Annotated in this window: 21 protein-coding genes; 3 read left to right on the forward strand and 18 right to left on the reverse strand. The window is 38.0% G+C overall.

The genetic code is table 11. From position 1 onward, the window contains the following. Positions 1-130: 130 nt before the first annotated feature. Together J2756_RS08870 and J2756_RS08875 are read right to left on the reverse strand one after the other, a co-directional pair. A complete protein-coding gene (locus J2756_RS08870; protein ID WP_209584786.1) occupies positions 131-1,906 on the reverse strand; it encodes a ribosome biogenesis/translation initiation ATPase RLI in 1,776 nt (591 codons plus the stop codon). 327 nt (positions 1,907-2,233) lie between these two features. Continuing rightward, on the reverse strand, positions 2,234-2,440 hold the full coding sequence (locus tag J2756_RS08875; RefSeq protein ID WP_209584788.1) for a histone family protein: 207 nt from the start codon (positions 2,438-2,440) through the stop codon (positions 2,234-2,236). A gap of 678 nt (positions 2,441-3,118) precedes the next feature. On the opposite strand from J2756_RS08875, the gene J2756_RS08880 reads away from it, so the two are divergent. Together J2756_RS08880 and J2756_RS08885 are read left to right on the forward strand one after the other, a co-directional pair. Continuing rightward, on the forward strand, positions 3,119-3,577 hold the full coding sequence (locus tag J2756_RS08880) for a YbhB/YbcL family Raf kinase inhibitor-like protein (RefSeq protein ID WP_209584790.1): 459 nt from the start codon (positions 3,119-3,121) through the stop codon (positions 3,575-3,577). Between the two features lie 85 nt (positions 3,578-3,662). Beyond that, positions 3,663-4,754, forward strand: a complete 1,092-nt coding sequence (locus J2756_RS08885; protein ID WP_209584799.1) for a 7-cyano-7-deazaguanine synthase — start codon at positions 3,663-3,665, stop codon at positions 4,752-4,754. Between the two features lie 9 nt (positions 4,755-4,763). On the opposite strand, the gene J2756_RS08890 is transcribed toward J2756_RS08885, so the two are convergent. Beyond that, a complete protein-coding gene (locus tag J2756_RS08890) occupies positions 4,764-4,904 on the reverse strand; it encodes a DUF3096 domain-containing protein (protein WP_209584801.1) in 141 nt (46 codons plus the stop codon). A gap of 79 nt (positions 4,905-4,983) precedes the next feature. On the opposite strand from J2756_RS08890, the gene J2756_RS08895 reads away from it, so the two are divergent. Then, complete coding sequence (locus J2756_RS08895) at positions 4,984-5,094, forward strand: Sjogren's syndrome/scleroderma autoantigen 1 family protein (protein WP_342593127.1); 111 nt, start codon at positions 4,984-4,986, stop codon at positions 5,092-5,094. Between the two features lie 177 nt (positions 5,095-5,271). Here J2756_RS08895 and argH read toward each other — a convergent pair whose 3' ends face one another. The 15 genes from argH to rpl7ae form a co-directional block, all read right to left on the reverse strand. Further along, entirely contained in the window at positions 5,272-6,681 is a 1,410-nt protein-coding gene (gene argH / locus J2756_RS08900; protein WP_209584804.1) for an argininosuccinate lyase, read from the reverse strand. Between the two features lie 103 nt (positions 6,682-6,784). Continuing rightward, positions 6,785-6,943: a 30S ribosomal protein S27ae gene (locus J2756_RS08905; RefSeq protein ID WP_071907267.1), complete on the reverse strand. Its 159-nt coding sequence runs from the start codon at positions 6,941-6,943 to the stop codon at positions 6,785-6,787. Between the two features lie 139 nt (positions 6,944-7,082). Then, entirely contained in the window at positions 7,083-7,394 is a 312-nt protein-coding gene (locus J2756_RS08910) for a 30S ribosomal protein S24e (RefSeq protein ID WP_209584806.1), read from the reverse strand. Between the two features lies 1 nt (position 7,395). Next, positions 7,396-7,905 carry a GTP-dependent dephospho-CoA kinase family protein gene (locus tag J2756_RS08915; RefSeq protein ID WP_394357547.1) on the reverse strand — a complete coding sequence of 170 codons (510 nt, stop codon included), beginning with the start codon at positions 7,903-7,905 and terminating at the stop codon, positions 7,396-7,398. Further along, positions 7,905-8,087 carry a transcription elongation factor subunit Spt4 gene (gene spt4, locus J2756_RS08920; protein ID WP_209584808.1) on the reverse strand — a complete coding sequence of 61 codons (183 nt, stop codon included), beginning with the start codon at positions 8,085-8,087 and terminating at the stop codon, positions 7,905-7,907. The genes J2756_RS08915 and spt4 overlap by 1 nt, the downstream gene beginning before the upstream one ends. Next, positions 8,088-8,663 carry a DNA-directed RNA polymerase gene (locus J2756_RS08925; RefSeq protein WP_209585009.1) on the reverse strand — a complete coding sequence of 192 codons (576 nt, stop codon included), beginning with the start codon at positions 8,661-8,663 and terminating at the stop codon, positions 8,088-8,090. A 200-nt stretch (positions 8,664-8,863) separates the two neighbouring features. Then, positions 8,864-9,382: an inorganic diphosphatase gene (locus J2756_RS08930; RefSeq protein WP_209584810.1), complete on the reverse strand. Its 519-nt coding sequence runs from the start codon at positions 9,380-9,382 to the stop codon at positions 8,864-8,866. 110 nt (positions 9,383-9,492) lie between these two features. Beyond that, on the reverse strand, positions 9,493-9,867 hold the full coding sequence (locus J2756_RS08935; protein WP_209584812.1) for a type II toxin-antitoxin system VapC family toxin: 375 nt from the start codon (positions 9,865-9,867) through the stop codon (positions 9,493-9,495). 30 nt (positions 9,868-9,897) lie between these two features. After that, positions 9,898-11,124, reverse strand: coding sequence for a translation initiation factor IF-2 subunit gamma (locus J2756_RS08940; protein ID WP_209584814.1), 1,227 nt, complete (start codon positions 11,122-11,124; stop codon positions 9,898-9,900). A gap of 21 nt (positions 11,125-11,145) precedes the next feature. Beyond that, a complete protein-coding gene (locus J2756_RS08945; RefSeq protein ID WP_209584816.1) occupies positions 11,146-11,535 on the reverse strand; it encodes a 30S ribosomal protein S6e in 390 nt (129 codons plus the stop codon). A gap of 305 nt (positions 11,536-11,840) precedes the next feature. Continuing rightward, complete coding sequence (gene infB / locus J2756_RS08950; RefSeq protein WP_209584819.1) at positions 11,841-13,628, reverse strand: translation initiation factor IF-2; 1,788 nt, start codon at positions 13,626-13,628, stop codon at positions 11,841-11,843. 181 nt (positions 13,629-13,809) lie between these two features. After that, a complete protein-coding gene (gene ndk / locus J2756_RS08955) occupies positions 13,810-14,268 on the reverse strand; it encodes a nucleoside-diphosphate kinase (RefSeq protein ID WP_209584821.1) in 459 nt (152 codons plus the stop codon). Further along, positions 14,265-14,426, reverse strand: a complete 162-nt coding sequence (locus J2756_RS08960; RefSeq protein ID WP_071907256.1) for a 50S ribosomal protein L24e — start codon at positions 14,424-14,426, stop codon at positions 14,265-14,267. The genes ndk and J2756_RS08960 overlap by 4 nt, the downstream gene beginning before the upstream one ends. A gap of 17 nt (positions 14,427-14,443) precedes the next feature. Continuing rightward, the gene (locus tag J2756_RS08965; RefSeq protein ID WP_071907255.1) at positions 14,444-14,650 is read right to left on the reverse strand and encodes a 30S ribosomal protein S28e; all 207 of its coding nucleotides are present in this window, start codon (positions 14,648-14,650) and stop codon (positions 14,444-14,446) included. 82 nt (positions 14,651-14,732) lie between these two features. Beyond that, the gene (gene rpl7ae / locus J2756_RS08970) at positions 14,733-15,104 is read right to left on the reverse strand and encodes a 50S ribosomal protein L7Ae (RefSeq protein WP_071907254.1); all 372 of its coding nucleotides are present in this window, start codon (positions 15,102-15,104) and stop codon (positions 14,733-14,735) included. Positions 15,105-15,547 lie beyond the last annotated feature (443 nt).

Consider the following 15,547-nt stretch of genomic DNA (forward strand, 5'->3'; position numbering starts at 1 on the left):
CAATTAGGAAAGCAAAAATAGAATTTAAAAAAGTAGAACTTCAATTAAAAACAAATAAAAGGTTTAAATGGATTAAAAAGGGCTAAAATAGGTAATAATGGAGATTAAACTTCACCAGATGACTGATGATCTAGCTCTCCAGATAATAATATTCTCCCTTCTCCTTCTGCTCACGGTCAAGGTAGCTTCCGAACTTGTTAACACGTGGCCTTTTAGTTTCCTTGTCACGGCGGAAGGTTATTCCCACATCTGAGAGGAAGCTGTTCATTGCAGAGCGCAAATCCATTGGTTTGCTTGCATGTCCCTCAACTCCAGGTTCACCGTGGAAAACCATTGCACGGTCTGAAATGTAATCTATGAACACTATGTCGTGGTCAACAATGATTGAAGCGGCATTACGACTTTCAACAGCTCTTCTTATAGCTCGGGCAGCACGGAGTCTTTGTTCAACATCCAGAAATGCTGTGGGTTCGTCGAAGAGGTACACTTCAGCATCCATGGATAATGTTACTGCAATGGAAAGTCTCTGAAGCTCTCCTCCACTTAAATCTCCAACATCCTTGTCCATTATATCATCAAGGGAGAAAGGCTTCACAATCTCTGTTTTGAAGATGTTTGTACCATAGTTAGGGGCTGTTGTTATCAGGAGTTCCTGAACACTACCATCAAAGTCTGATGCAAGGTACTGGGGCTTGTAGGCAATTTTAACCTTTTTACTTATCTTTCCACTGTCTGGTTTGGTTACATTTGCAAGTATTTTGGCAAAGGTGGTTTTACCAATACCGTTTGGACCAAATGCAGTTATTATTTCATCGTGCTGCACCTTTCCAGCTTCAGCTTCAAGTGAAAATCCTTCGTAGGATTTTTTGATTGTGGTGTACTCTGCAAGAACTGCAGCTTCACCCTCCTGAGCTGGAGGTTTCACATCAAACACAATTGGCTGCTTTCTGATACGAATGTTTTCTTCCCTTAAAAATCCGTGAAGGTAAGCGTTTATACCCACTCTAACACCCCTCATCTGAGAAACAACACCGTATCCTCCAGGCTGACCATAGAGAAGGTGCACGTAATCGGAAATTGCATCAAGAACTGCAAGGTCGTGTTCTATGACTACAACAGCTTTCCCATCTGCTGCAAGGTTCCTTATCACTTTAACTGCATTCAAACGCTGCTTCACATCAAGCCAACTTGTGGGTTCGTCGAAGTAGTAGAAATCAGCATCTCTAAGAACTGCTGCAGCTATTGCAACCCTCTGAAGTTCTCCTCCACTGAGCTTTGAGATGTCCCTGTCAAGGATGGACCTTATTTCAAGGGTGTCAAGGGTTTCATCCATTGCACCCCTCTCATCCACACCCTCAAGCAGGGTTCTGACCTTGCCCTTAACAACCTTTGGAAGAAGATCAACCATTTGGGGCTTGTGCACGACTTTAATGTCTCCACTTGAAAGTTTTTTGAAGTAACCTTGAAGCTGTGAACCCTTGAAGAAATCTATGATATCTTCCCATGAACTCTCTTCCTCGTAGTTTCCAAGGTTTGGTTTTAACTCTCCTGAAAGTATTCTTATAATGGTTGATTTTCCAATACCATTGGGTCCTAATATTCCCACAACAGATCCCGCCCTCACGTTGGGAAGGCCGAAAAGCTCGAACATGTTCTGACCGTAACGGTGTATAGGTTCGTCAAGAGCTTCAGGAAGGTTTATAATGCTTACAGCATTGAAGGGGCATCTGTTGGTACAGATCCCACACCCAGCACATAACTCTTCAGACATTATGGGTTTTTTAGTTTTTTCATCAATTGTTATTGTGTCTTCTTCCATTCTAACGCCTGGACAGTATTCTATGCAGACGTAGTTGCATTTTTTTGGTTGGCATCTATCATGATCCAATATGGATATCCTTGTCAAAATTCATCACCAGAAAATGAGTTTACAATTAAAATTACAATTACTTTTTTTACAGGTTTTATATGATACTTGTACTCAACGATAAATAAAATTATTTTTGCAAGTACAAGATATGATATTATATCTTACAGATAATGTAATTACAATCTAACTTGTAGTTAAAATAACTTTGTAGATCCTCAAAGTAAATCCTAAATAATTAGATGATCCTGTTTTTTGGCTAGAACTAATTATTTATTATTTATTTTATGTAGAAAAAGAGTTTGGGTACATATAATTTCGGCTTTTAAAAAAATTAAAATGTTAAATAAAGAAATTGGCCATTTTTTATAATGCTTTGATGGCCATTTCAATATCTGATGCTTTAACTGTTTTCCTGCCAGCGTGTTTTGCTAGTTTAACAGCGTCTGCTGCAATTTTTTCGCCTGTTTCTTCCAGAACTTTTGCTAATTCGTCCCTTGCGTCATCACTGACTCTTGGAGCACCAGCATTTTTAATTATTCTTCCGACTGGAGCAATTGGTAATTCAGTCATATATACCACCTCATTCAATTATTAAGACTCCATAGTATTTAAGTTTGTCGATCTATTGCTTATTGGTAACCCTTACACTTATTGTGTCATCAATGAAAACTGTAATTAAATATCTGTCTTGGTGGAGTTTTTGATTTCAGTGATCATGATCCATAGTTCCCATCAGCCTGTGAAAAATTGAGTATCAATTCAAAAAATTCAGTAAACTGAAATTGATATTTATTAGAAAAAAATATGGCTCAAATGTTTTGTTGATAATATTTGGAATAATTTTTATTATTAAAAAGCTTCGTTATACACGTTCATGTACTGATTTTTTTCAGGATAACAGTTCTTAGATACAAATAGGAAATAACGCATTATAACTCATTATATCCTTAAAATATCCTTAAAAAAGAATATTTAAAATAAAAAAGTTTTTGAAATCAGTTATTTACCATTGAGTTACCTGAAAAAGAATATTTGAAAAAAATTCTAAAAGATTTACTAAAAGATTCTAATAGATAGGGAACTATTCAAGAATCCAATGCTCAAGGATAAAACAAATAATTCAATATATAAATGGAATAAAAATAATTAACTCCAGTTAAGTAAATTAAAATTCATTTACAAATTCAATCTCAATAATTCAATCTCAATAAAAATCATAAACAATTCACACATGAGGATATGATCCAAATGACAATTAAAATTACAAGCACAGCTTTTAGTGAAGGAGAACCCATACCAAACAGGTACACATGTACAGATGTTAATGTTTCCCCAAGGCTTCAGTGGGAAAACCTTCCAGGTGGTGCAATGAGTATTGCAGTTATATGCGAAGATCCAGATGCACCTTCAGGTACGTGGAGTCACTGGGTACTTTTCAACCTGCCTGCTGACTGCACTGAGCTTCCAGAATGGATTATGGAAAGGGAAGAACTTGAAAATGGTGCAAGACAGGGCCTGAACGATTTTGGAACAGTTGGCTACAGGGGTCCATGTCCTCATGGAGGAACTCACAGATACTACTTCAAAATATACGCCCTTGACACTCTCATTGACCTTCCATCCCTCATAAAGAGACAGGAACTTCTGGATGCAATGGAAGGACACATCCTGGATGATGGACAGCTCATGGGAGTTTACAGCAGATAATTAAAAGTAGGTAAACTAATTACAGTTAGGCAGTAAATTAAGATTTCTACAGTAAACAAGAAACAAGCAAAACCAGGTTTTTTTTATGAAAAGAGAAGTTGAAGAAAGTGTAAATGTATTGAAGGAACTTTTAAAACCTGTTGTGGATGGTGAGAGTTCAGCAGATGATATAAATCTTGATTTATGGGATGAACTCGGATTTTCCCTTGAAAAGGTGATCTTCAATCCAGAAACCCATGACATCACAATTGTAACACCAGATCGACCGGAAAAATCTGCAGTTATAGGGAAGGGAGGTTGGGTTGTTGGAAGGTTGAGGGAAGAACTCGGTGCAAATTCCATTCATGTTGAATCTTATTCAGATATGCTCATTAAGAAATACAGAATGGAACTTGCACTCGAAAAACTAGGGAATATCATGGCAGAATTCATCTCAGAAGATAGGATTCCCCTCCAAAATCTTCAAAAACTACTTGAAAAAAGAATTGAAAATATACACAGTCTTGATTGTACTTTAAATGATTTTAATCCTTCTGAAATTCACTCAGATGCAGATAGTGTTTTAGATGAAGCTAGGGATCACAGGGCAGTGGTTGCACTTTCTGGTGGGGTGGACAGCAGTGCATCCCTTGTAATTGCCAAGTTCATGGGATTCAATCCAGTTGCAGTTACAGTGAATCCTGGTGAGATCGTACTTCCAAGGTACTTCCAGAAGAGTGTTGAAAATCTTTCAGAAAGTCTTGAAGTTCCTCATGAATACGTAACAGTTGACATGAAATCAGTTGTAGATGATGCACTTGAGGGAAAGATCCATCCATGTGGACGGTGTTCATCTGTAATTGAGAATGCAGTTATGGCTTACGCTAATAAAATAAAAGTTCAATTTGTAATATTTGGAGATTTTCTATCCACAGGGTCGCAGTCAATCCTTTTAAAGGACGGTATTTGGAGAATCAACATGCCTGCAATGCTTTCTGCAACCAAGGGTGAAACAAAGGGTTTAGCAGGTAGATTTGGAATTGAAAGTCGTGCAGGCTACGGATGTCCGCTTATAAATGAAGTTCATAAGATGCATCCACATATGCGCAGGTTTTCAATTCAAAGGGTTTTAAGGGAAACCCGGGCTGGTGTTCTTGAGCCGGGTGAAGCCCTGAACCTTATAATGCGAACCCTTTAATCCATTTTTTTACTTGATCAAGGTCATTATTCCGTATATCACAAGGAATATTCCAACCAAATACCCCACAAGCTGGGGGTATATGATCATAAGAACACCGATTATGATTGCAATTATTCCCAGTATTTCACGGTTTGTATCGCTTTCCATGGAAATATATTTTGTAATCAATCCTATATAGATATTATGAAAATCAGGGTGGATATGTTGATAAGTTTTATTACTGGAAATGGGTGGTTTAATGGATAAGATATGTCCAAGCTGCGGATATCCAATGTTTTACAGTGAGTCAGATGGATTTTGGTACTGTTACAACTGCGGTTACATGGAAAAAGATTGAATTATTTTCAATAACTTGTTTTAAAAAAGATTTTTTTTGATGATTTTATTTTTTAATTTTTTTAAATAAATATAAAGAATTGTATCTGTAAAAAAAATTTATTAGAAATTTTTAATTCATTAAGCTAATACTTCAATAAAAATAATAAAAAAGGAGGTTAATAAAAAACTAATTTGATTAATCGAAACCTTCAGCCCTTAAAAAGTTCTGTAACCTCTTTATAACCTCTTCAACAGCTTCAGGTGAAGATCCGCCAATTGCCCTACGGGTTTTAACGATCTCGTAGGGGTCAAGTGCCCTCTTAACGAGCTCATCATCAATTCCAAGCGGTTCACCACGTATCTCCATTGAAACTTCATCCAGGAACTTTGAATCTATTTCTGCAGGTTTTATTCCTTTTTCAATGGCTTCTGTAACTGTTCTGCCCACTATTTGATGTGCAACACGGAATGGCATGTTCTTTTCTTTTACCATTAGATCTGCAAGTTCTGTTGCAGCTGCGAAGTTGGAGTTTGCAAGTTCCCTTCCCCTTTCAACATTGAACTCCACAGAGGCAAGCATGTGGTGTGTGATATTCAGCATGGAGTGTGCAGTATCAACACTGTTCCACAGGTGAGGTGTCACTTCCTGAAGGTCACGGTTGTAGCTGTGAGGTAGGGCCTTCAAGATACTCATAACTGTAACAAGCTCCCCATATAACACACCAGTTTTTGCCCTTCCAATCTCTGCAACATCGGGGTTCTTCTTCTGAGGCATTATTGAAGATGTTGATGAGTACTCATTGGATATTTCAACCATACCAAACTCATAGGTACTCCATATAACCAGTTCCTCACAGATCTTACTCAGATTCGATGCAAGCATGGACAGTGCAAAAACTGTTTCTGCCATGAAGTCCCTGGAACTTACAGCATCTATGGAATTTTCCATGAGCCTTGCAAAACCCAGAAGTTCCCTGGTTCTTTCACGGTCTATTGGAAAACTCGTGGTTGTCATGGCTGCAGCACCAAGGGGACACATATCAACCCGTTTATATGCATCAACAAGCCTCTCATAATCCCTTCTCAGCTCATTTGCATAGGCCAGAAGATGGTGGGCAAAGGTTGTTGGCTGTGCATGCTGAAGATGTGTGTACCCAACCATGATGGTTTCCTTGTTCTCAGATGCAATATCCAGAATGGTACCAATAAAAGCCAGTAAATCTGCATTGATTTCTCTGATTTCCTCTTTTAGGACAAGTCTTAAGTCCGTTGCAACCTGGTCATTCCTGGATTTCCCAGTGTGCATGAAACCCGCTGTTTCACCTATTTTGGCTGTTACGTAGTTTTCAAGGGCCATGTGTATGTCTTCAACAGAAGGATCCAGGTTAAGGGCATCTATTCCTTCAGATTCAAGGTCATGAAGTGCTTCAACTATTTTATCAGCATCTTCAGGGGGTATTATGCCCTGTTCTTTAAGCATGGTTGTGTGTGCAACGTTACATTTGATATCTGCCAGGAATATGCGTTTGTCAAATTCCATGGATGATGTGAATGATGCAGCGTCGCTTGTCATCTTTCCTTTTAGTCTTCCAGACCTGAGATTCAAAAAGTTCACCTAAAAAAGTTTGTTAAATTAAAAATTAATAAAAATAAAAGAATTTAATGTATTTAATTATATTTTTGGAAGTTTAGATTTATTTTTTTTAAATCTATTTTTTATCCTTTTTCCACTGGGTGTAACCGCATCTTCCACATGCGTATCTGTCTCCGTGGTCAGCCATGAAGACTCCGTGGGAACATCTGACACATTCAGGGTTTTTTCTTATGATCTTGTTATCTTTAACTTCGTAAAGCTGGTATTTTTTCATAGTTAAATCCTCCCTTGGGTATTTTTTAGTTAATAAGTTAAATTAAATCTATTTAAATAATTATATATTGCAGTTTTTACTTCAATGCACTGGGTTGAAAAAAGAATTGGTTGGAACTGTTTGTACTGAACTAATCCAGTTATTCCTCAGCTTCTTCTTCAGATTCCTTTTCAGGTTCTTTGTTTTTGGATACAACATGTTTTGTTTCGATTTTAGAGAGGTTTTCCTCTGAATCGTAAAGTTTTGCGTATCCTGCTGCTTTACCTTCACCGTAGGATGGTTTGACATTATCCACAACAAGAAGGTTTTTGTCAACGTTTAAAAGTGCTACAAGTCTGTTTTTAACGTCAAGAATTTTAGGGGTAGATTCTCCCTGGTATGTGCATTCAAAGCGTATTTCAGTTCTGTTTAAAAGTGGATTTTCGATTTGTTCGTTTATATTGATGTCCATATTATGCCTCCTCTAACATTTTGATCAGGCGTTCTGCCGTTTTTTTAATTTTATCAACTTCACAAAGCACCACACCCTCCCCGGGTTGACCATATAATATTATGGAGCCTGAAGGGGCCATTATGGCACATGGAATAACAGCAAGATCTTCTTCCCCATTAACTGTGATTAAAACATGGTGTTTTGAATCCATGAGTTGGAAGGCTTTTTCAATTGTTTTCCACAGATCATCTGTTATTGTTCCAGGTGGGTTTTCTGTTTTTAATGTGATGTTATCGTAATATATTTCATCTTCAGAGGGTCTTCTCTCAATTTTGTTATCTACAATACCCATATCTGGTATTATTTCTGCTTCAAGGATGTTACGGGTGGTAACATCACCTATTGAAATGATGGGGTTCCCATTCTGAATTGATGATTTTAAGATTTCTTCTGCATCTTCTATTGAAGGATAGAGTTTTCCAAATGGTTTTTTAAACTCTGATCTCATTTCTTTTTTCAGTATTAACACTATCTAACCCTCAGGGCATATTCTCCAGGAAGTGTTATATGGAGATCACTTGCAATATTTGATTTTTCAGGATCCACAACTATCAGGAAGCCACTCCAGTTTTTTGAAGTTGGTATGTTACAAATTGCACATCTCTCTTCATCCATGATCCTGTGGCATTTGGTGCATGCTTTTGTAACCATTTAATCCTTCTCCTTTGCCTTTTTAGTCTTTTTATTCTGCTTGTCCTTCTCTTCCTGGATCCATTCAACTCTTCCAAGGCCCGGCTGCCTCATTGTGAGACCTATCTTGGTTTCTTTAGAGGATTTTCCCTTGATGCTCAGGGCAACTATTCTTGCACGAACCTTGTTACCCTCTTCAAGGCTTTTCTTGGATTCTTTACCTATGAGGGCTCCTCTTTTTCCATCGTAGTTTATGTAATCATCTGTAACCTGCGAAACGTGTACAAGTCCGTCCATTGGTCCGATGCGTATGAATGCTCCGAACTCCATTATTTCTATGACTTCTCCTTCCACAACTTCGTGTAATTCTGGTTTGAAGGACAGTGCTGTGAATACGACATCATAGTAAGCTGCACCATCGCCCATTATAACCCTTCCGATGCCTATTTCTTCAATTTCTTTGACTGTTACCATCAATCCCAGTTTTTTGTCTATATTTCCAACGTAGCTCTCATTTAAGATTTCTACTGCCACTTCTTCCACTGGTTCTTCAAACCGGTTTGGTGGGATTCTCACAGTGTCTTCTATTTTGGATATTAAATACAATCAAATCCCCCTAATTCCTGCTTTAATTATAAGCAAACATCCACTTACTTTTTAATGATCTAATGATCATTCAGTTTAATCTGTTCATTAGATTTAACTAAGGTTATTTAAATTTTTATTTGTTCATGTTGCACCATGGATCTAAATTCATGGCCATGAACCTAATTTTCTGAAGAATTCATTCATAGAAACTACATTTCATTGTAAAGTTCTTTTGAATGTTTAATGGCTTCAAATGCTTTCTCTGCGTTGTCCCATCCAAGAACTTCAGTTGTTTTTCCCTCGAGCTTCTTGTATTCTGTGAAGAAGTGTTCTACTTCATCAAGGAAATGTTTTGGGATGTCTGTTATGTCCTTAACATCGTTGTACCTTGGATCGTTTACTGGAACACCAAGAACCTTATCGTCACTTTCTCCACCATCCATCATTCTCATGATACCTATTGGTCGGGTTTCTATAACACAACCTGGGAATGTGGCCTGATCCATCATGACAAGTATGTCCATTGGGTCTCCATCGTCCCAGAGGGTTTGGGGTATTATACCGTACTCTGCAGGGTAGTGAAATGGAGAGTAAAGAACCCTGTCAAGTGCAAATGCTTCTTTATCTTTATCATATTCATATTTGTTCCTTGATCCTTTTGGAATTTCCACAACAGCGTATAAAACGTCTGCAGATGGTCCTGTTGGTATGTCTTTCCAGAGATTCATGTGATTCCTCCAAAAAACCTTGAGATAACCTTTAAAAAAAGGTTCATCAAAAGATAATCTTTACTCAATTATAATAATTTTCTAATAATTTTTAAAAATTTAATGTTAGTTCATATATTTAAATGTCCATCAACAGCAAGATACCTTCTTTGACGAAGATAAACAACAGTTATTCCTCTTTTTTTTGCCCTGTTTCTCAATTCACGGTCATTTGTACATAAAACATCCTTAGAATTGGATTTGAACATTTTAAGGAGTGCATTATCCACGTGTTCTCCCCTTTTGAGTTCAAGTTCCACAGTTTGCACTGGCTCAGAGCTTGCTATTTTAATAGCTACTCCTGCTGCAATTTTGTCTTTGCCTTTGGATCTCTTTTTTATGACTTCAAGTTCCCTTAGAACTGGTGATGGGACAACATAACTGTGAGATGGTAGGATGCGCTCAAGTTCACCTACAATATCAACGTGAAACTGAGCGGGTATCATAAAAAATTTGCATCAAGAACTGCAAAGGGTTTATTTGATGATACCATATCCTATTAACCTCCATCTTGCACCTACACGTCGGCTGAGTGCAACTCTCTGGCCTTCCTCAGCACATACAGGTAGTTTAAGTTTAACCTCAACTTCCTTTTTCCTGGCGCTGGTAACAACTCCAATGGTGGTTGTTGTTCCTATGTTTATCATAAGTGGTTCTGATGATTTGATAGGGTCAACATCACGTTCTTCCTTGGTACCAACCACCCTCTCAAGCAGGTGGGTTTTCATTGTGAACCCATGTATTATAGGGGGTAGTGTTCCAGGTTTTCCTGCAACTGATCCTGAGAGGGAATCAGCCTTTGTAAGTGCAGGGTCAAGTTTAGTACCAACTCCAATGAGTCCTCCAGGTCCAACTTCTTCAACAGCTTCATCAGCTGCAACAAGACCTGTGATTTCAGAGAATAAGCTTATCCATTCACTTTTACCCTTCTTCTTAATCTGAATTCCGGGTTTCACCTCGATCTCATCGCCGACTTTAAGTTTTCCCTGAACAAGGGATCCACCTATTACTCCACCCTGAATATTCTGGGGTTTGCAACCGGGTTTGTTAATATCGAAGGACCGTGCAACGTACATTCTTGCAGCTTTTCTCAGTGAACGCCTTGGAGTTCTCATTTTCTCCTGGATTGTTTCAATGAGAATGTCTATGTTCGCTCCCTGCTGGGCAGATACTGGTATTATGGGTGCATCTTCTGCACATGTACCCTTGACAAACTCTTTTATTTCTTTGTAGCTTTCTATTGCCCTTTCCTTTGAAACAATGTCTATCTTGTTCTGGACGACTATAACATCTGTGACTCCTATAACATCAAGGGCCATTAAATGTTCTTTTGTTTGAGGCTGTGGGCATGGTTCATTTGCAGCTATAACAAGAACTGCACCGTCCATTATTGCCGCACCTGAAAGCATGGTTGCCATGAGTGTTTCGTGTCCAGGTGAATCAACGAAGGATACTTTCCTGAGTAGTTGTGTTTCTTTTCCACAGTTCTCACATATCTCTGCTGTTGTGTAGCACTGTGGTTCAGGACACTCCATACACCTGCGGAAGGTTATGTCAGCATAACCCAACCTTATTGAGATACCTCTCTTAGTTTCTTCACTATGGGTATCTGTCCATATGCCCGATAGGGCCTTTGTCAAGGTTGTTTTACCATGATCAACGTGCCCTACAAGCCCAATGTTTATTTCGGACTGTATTTTCACAAGTTACACCTGTAAAAAATTCTAATCCTCACTCTGTTCTTCTTTGTTTAAAAGTTCAGCTATAGTTTTGCTGCCTTTCTCTGCAATGGTCGTGTTGATCTGTACTATGTCATCGGAGACTGTGTTGCCTCTGACGGTTTTCCTTCTTCTCTGACCGTCTCTTTTTGGTTTGAAACCTATACCACCGGATAGGAGACTTTTCATTCTCCTTGGGCCGTCAACATCTTTCTTCATTGGAAATCCGTTTTTATCGCTTCCACCGGTTAATTTAAGTTTATATCCTGTTAAACCAACTAGAGAGGCATCGAATTCATCACCGATTTTTAATCCTATGAGTTTCTTTGACTCTGCAGCTTCAACTTCAACTTGATGGCTGTTTTCGCCTTCTGAAATAACTAATTTAAATGCCAATCTATCTCCTCCATCTTATTCTTGGTTTTTTATAGTCTATATTATTTATCGTTTTCCATTGTAGAAACTTCAATGATCATAATACCATGGATATCCCAATATTAAGGATTTATAATTTTAATAAGGATCTTATCCATTAAATTTTAACTATTTTTTATAATTTAATTTATTTTAATTCCTTCAATTTAAAGTCAATTAAGGTTAATCAACATTGAATCCAATGGATTAAATTCAATCTTGTTCATCTTCTAAATTTATATGAATTGATTTAATAATTTATGATATTAATATTGTAGTTATCAGGTTTAATATTCAACCCTCAAACCCCATAATGAATCATCTTTTCTTTTTATCTCAACTATTTCATTGAGTATTTGAAGTTCATCTTCTGAGAGTTTGCCCTTGAGTTCTGCTTCAAGGATCTTAAAGTGGTTTTCAGGTATGTCCACGTATAAAACGTCTCCTTCTTCAAAATCTTTTTGGAAAACAGCATCCTTTATTGCCATGGCAACCTTCTGGCCCCTTGAGGTTGAAGGTTTGTTCTCTCCCTTATCCTGCATGCTCTCAACCTTCCCAACACGTTCACCACGCTCATTTATGAGGCCATAATCCTTTTTCATGGTGCCTCCAAGAACTTCTATACCTGCAATTGCAGGTTTGCTGTGTCTGAAAACGAGTTTAGGGATTATTCTGAGTTTTGCAGGTTTTATCACTGCATCCAACCATTCTTTTCGCTTTCGTTCCTCTGCAGCATCCGTCCATTCCTTATAATCCTCAGTAAGTTGGTAAATAACATTCGCAGAGAAAAGTTTCAGCTGGGAACTTTTTATTTCTTCCACTGCAGATGGGAGTACCTTGACATTGAATGCTATGATCACACCGTAGAGTGGGTTTTCCTTCTGGACTATGGCAGTATCAAAGACATCACGCCTTGAAACATCCCCTATATCTGCAACCCTTATGGGCACATCCATAGCTTTCAGCATATTAACAAGTGCTTCAAGGGATCCAAGGGTATCTGCCTTTACAGTTACGCCCATTTCATCAGTGTCTATTTTAATACTTTCAATTTCACTTAAAATCTCTTCTTTAACCTTATCAAAATCTTTACCTGCAACACGCAGTGGAGATCCTGACATAACGTCTTCAATGTTTGGAGCCACGATCTTTATACCTGCAGCTGCAACAACTTCATCAACCTTTTTGAAACGTTTCTTAGACTCCCTCATCTCTTCAAGGGGTCTTGGTTTTAGAAGGGATCTTATTTTGGTGGTTATAATTTCTTTATCAGTTGTAAGGGCTATTGTATCAGCTTTTTTAAGAATTCCATCGTATATAACTGCATCAACAGTTACTCCAAGCCCTGTTTCCTCTTTAACTTCAAGGATGGTTCCCTTTGCAGGGGAATTTGTCTCAATTTGGAGCTGTTCCTTGAGGTACTGCTGTGCAAGCCCCATCAACATGGTTAAAAGTTCAGCTATTCCTTCACCGCTTTTTGCGCTTATTGGAATGATACTTATCTGCCTTGCAAAATTCTGAACCCTGTCGAATCGTTCAGATTCAAATCCTTCATCATGCAGTATTCCAACAAGTTCGTAGATATTGTTGTCCAGTTTTTCCTGAACACTTCTGGCCTGTTTGTTGTAGGTTTGAATGAATGAAAGACCTTCATATGTTTCCCAGCCGTAGATCTTATCGATCTTGTTTGCTGCAACTACGAAGGGAGTTTTACACATCTTGAGTATGTTCAAGGCTTCATAGGTCTGAGGTTTGAAACCCTCATTTGAATCCACGATTAGAATTGCCAGATCCGCCAGTGCACCACCCCTCTTCCTGAGGGTTGTGAAGGCTTCGTGGCCTGGAGTGTCAATGAAAAATAGTCCTGGTAGTGTCTCTCTAATGTCCAGTTTCTTCAGAAGGTCGCCGCAGATGTTGTCTATAACTTCCATTGGAATTTCAGTCGCACCTATGTGCTGTGTTATTCCTCCAGCTTCCCTCTGGGCTATGGCACTGCCCCTTATAAAATCCAGGAGTGTTGTTTTACCATGGTCAACATGGCCCAGAACAGACACTATTGGTGATCTAATCTTCAATTTTATCCTCCAGATAACAATTAAAATGTTGTAAATATATTATGCTGTAAATATGTCCTAAATTATCTATTATTCTACTCATTTAGGATAAGATTTGTTTAAACTGAATCTTCCATTCATGAAACAGATGAAAATTTGAAAAAAAGAGCTTAAAAATTAAATGCTCTTCAATCAATTCTTTTTAAGGTTCTTCGTATATCAGTTCTTCATCAGGTAGAACGTACTCGCAGATTTCAGATTCATCGAAAAATAGTGATATTTCTCTTTTTGCAGAATCTGGTGCATCTGAAGCGTGTATTATGTTTCTACCTGTATCTATGGCATAGTCGCCCCTTATTGTACCCATCTCAGCTTCCTGAGGGTTGGTGGCTCCTACCATCTTCCTGATCATGCTTATACATTCTTCGCCTTCAATGACTGTTGCAAGCACTGGGCCGGAGGTTATATAGTCAACGAGGTCTTTGAAGAATGGTTTTTCAGCGTGTTCTCCGTAGTGTGTCTCTGCAAGTTCCTTGTTTATAACCATCATCTTTGCAGCCAGTATCTTGAGTCCGCGTTTTTCAAAACGGCCTATGACTTCTCCGGCAAGTCTCCTTTTAACTGCATCAGGTTTGAGCATTACGAAGCTTCTCTGTTTCATTGTTTAACCCACTTAACCTTTCTTGGAACTCTTCCGAGTTTTATCCTGTTTTTCTCACATTTACTGCTGCAGAAGAAATAGACTGTTCCGTCCTTTTTGACGTACATTTTTCCTGTACCTTCTTCAATTTCTTCTCCGCAGAATGAACATGTTCTCATATTAAACACCTGTCTGTCTATGGGGTACGGATTTCCTTAGCTTCCCGTATTGTGTCCAGCAACATTAAAACGTCGCCTTCTTTTATTGCTCCCATGACGTTTCTGGTTAATATTCTACCTTTATCTCTTCCATCGAGTATCCTACATTTTACCTGCATGACTTCTCCAGTCATTCCAGTTCTTTTGAGAACTTCAATCACTTCAGCAGGAGTTGCTTCTCCCATTACAATCACCTTCAATTAAAATGAGAAAGGTATTTGGTTATGACTCTTTTCGAGTCCCTAAACCTTTCTTGTAAAAATAGTTCTATTTTTTGAGTTCTTCGACTTTCTCAACGATGTCTTTGATTAAGTCTTCAGCTTCGCCTGCTTCTATTATACATGCAGATGCTGTACCAACGTTGAGACCTGCTGCTTCTCCTAATTCATCCTTAGTTGGGATGTAAACGTAAGGAATCTCTTTTTCTTCAGCGAGTACAGGTAAGTGTGCTGCTATTTCTGGTGGTTCAATGTCCTCAGCTATTAGAACAAGTACTGCGTTACCCCTTTCTATGGTTTTGGTAACCTCGTTTGTTCCTTTACCTACTTTACCTGTGTCTTTTGCTATTTCTAAAGCTTCATAAGCTTTGTCAGCTATTTCTTTTGGTACGTCGAATTTAACATACATTGCTTTTGCCATTTTTTTACCTCCTTTTTCATCTGGTTTTAACCATCCATCGGCAGATCTTACTTTTAATGTTCAACATATAAAAGTTCTTCCGATCAGGCAATGACTTAAATTTAATCATTTAAATCAATTGTTGTGTTTAAATTTTTGTTTAAACAACTACCTGGAATCCTTCCTTTATTAAATCTCTTTTTAGGGAATTATCCAAGGGTTAAATCCTATTTAAAACCTATTTAAACTTAAAAATACATGATTTTAGAAGTTCAAAATTAGTTTATTAGATGTTTCACCATCATAGTATATATACTTTCTTTCATGGCTTTTGATGTCAATTAAACATCTCTTTCACATGGCTTTTATTCTTTGTGGAGTTATGATCCCTGGTACATATTGAACCTTCATTTTTTTAGATTTTAGGTTTCAGTTCTCCTCAGAAATTCTCAACAGAACTGCAT

It is taken from the genome of Methanobacterium aggregans (assembly GCF_017874455.1).
In the GTDB taxonomy this organism is placed as follows: domain Archaea; phylum Methanobacteriota; class Methanobacteria; order Methanobacteriales; family Methanobacteriaceae; genus Methanobacterium_C; species Methanobacterium_C aggregans.